General features: G+C 40.8%; 1 protein-coding gene. It reads left to right on the top strand.

Annotated features, from left to right (window positions below):
- Nucleotides 1–376: 376 nt before the first annotated feature.
- The gene (gene xylB, locus PLK24_RS11010; protein ID WP_324479100.1) at nucleotides 377–1,861 is read left to right on the top strand and encodes a xylulokinase; all 1,485 of its coding nucleotides are present in this window, start codon (nucleotides 377–379) and stop codon (nucleotides 1,859–1,861) included.
- The last annotated feature ends 229 nt before the right edge of the window (nucleotides 1,862–2,090 follow it).

Below are 2,090 nucleotides of genomic sequence, written 5' to 3'. Positions count from 1 at the left end.
TTGCTAAAGGGGGAAACGATTCCTGGGTAAGTATTTTCACCCTCATCTGGTGCTGCTAGGCAGCATGAAGGTCTATCCTTCTATTGTGGGGTTGCAATACGTTTTAATAACTCTTTTAAAAGTGACCATAGACAATGATTTTTGGTAAAAAAAAGTCCATCTTTCCTGAAACCAGGAAAAGATGGACTTCCCAAATTGATTTTTATTATTGGCTTTCTTTTTCTCTAACATTCCACAACCCCGAATAAGGATACTCATTTCAATGTTTCATGTCAATTATTTTTCCAGAGAATTTTTATCAATTATCTTCTCTTGCCAGGGTTAAAATTGAATGCTAATCTTAAACTGACTAATACCTTTTGGGAGGAGGATCGCAATGTCTTCTTTTATTGGAATCGACTTAGGGACTCAAAGTGTTAAAGTAGTTTTGTATGATGAGGCAGGGCATCTTCTTTCCCTGGCACAGCGGGATTATCCTCTCTTAACCCCACAAATAGGATTTGCCGAACAAGATCCCGAAGAATGGTGGAAACAAACCTTTTCAGCATTACAGGAAGTCCTTTATTCAGTTTCAAATCGAGAAATCAAGGCGATAAGTTTTTCAGGCCAAATGCACGGTTTAGTTATGTTGGATAACAATTATAAATCCGTTTGTCCAGCTATCATCTGGGCAGATCAAAGAAGCGAAAAGGAAGTACACTTCATACGAGAAAAATTAAGGTCCCGTTTAGCCCCTATTGCCGGAAGCGATATTGCTACTGGTTTTATGGGTGCTTCTTTGTTTTGGGTCAAAAACAATCGTCCTGATCTTTACAATAAAACTCGTTGGGTTATGTTGCCAAAGGACTATATTAAAATCAAATTAGGGCTCCCGCCATCATCGGATGTCGCCGATGCTGCCTCTACCCTTCTCTTTGATATCAACCAGAGAAACTGGTCGGAAGAAATCATTAAAGAACTTGATTTAAAGTCATCCTTATTCCCTCCCATTTACGAATCAGCCCAAATTATCGGACAAGTATCATCATTAGTTCAAAAAGAACTGGAAATCACGGGAGATGCTTTCGTAATAGCCGGAGCCGGCGATCAACATTGTGCAGCATTGGGAAATGGGATTATCAACGAAGGAGAAGTCCTCATCACAATCGGTACTGGTGGGCAGGTTTTTACTGCTATCCAAAAACCTATTGTTGACAGCTTATTAAGAATTCATACTTTTTGCCACGCAGTACCTCAAACCTGGCATTTATTGGGAGCGTCGCTTTGTGCTGGACTCTCTTTAAGCTGGTTTAAAAAATCAGTTCTTGACAACAATCATCACACCTTCGATTATTCAACACTGGATGAAGAAGCTGCTCGGGGAATAGCTGGAACCAATGGCTTGATATTTCTCCCTTATTTAATTGGTGAAAGAACCCCTCACCGCGATTCATTGGCTCGTGGTGCTTTTATCAATCTCCACCTTACCCATCAGCGAGGAGATATGGTTCGAGCTATTATGGAGGGAGTAAGTATGGCAATCAAAGACTCAGTCAGTATTTTTGAAGAACTGGGTATTCAGGGGAAGAAATTCATCTTTGCTGGCGGTGGTGCTAAAAGCCGGTTGTGGAGATCGATTCTTTCTTCTTTCCTTGAACATCCCCTTCAAACCACCAAAGTAAAGGAGGAAGCCGCTACTGGTGCAGCCATATTGGCTATGGTAGGGAGTGGTCATTTTAACAGCTTTAACGAAGCAGTTGAGCAAATGATCCGCTATGATTCACCGGTCAATCCTCAAGATCAATGGTTTCCGGTTTATCGAGAGAGATATCAAACCTATCGTTCTTTATACCCTGCACTCAAGCCCTTCTTTCCTCAATAGATACTTATGTCACCTCTTGCCATAGATGAAAATGAAAATCCAAGATTTGACATGTCATGGCATGTCGTTACCTTAATCGGGCATAATAAATCATGTCCCAACATTTTTTAATTCTTTTGTAGGGGCTTGATTGATCATGCCCATTCCAAATCCGTCATTGCGAGGAGTGTCTTATGCGACGTGGCAATCTCATTTAGCCAATCTTTTTTGTCCTTTTCCAAGGATAAGC

This window comes from Atribacter sp. (genome assembly GCF_035418125.1).
Taxonomy (GTDB): domain Bacteria; phylum Atribacterota; class Atribacteria; order Atribacterales; family Atribacteraceae; genus Atribacter; species Atribacter allofermentans.
Note: the sequence above shows the minus strand (reverse complement) of the source record. Positions and strands in the feature narration are given on the sequence as shown.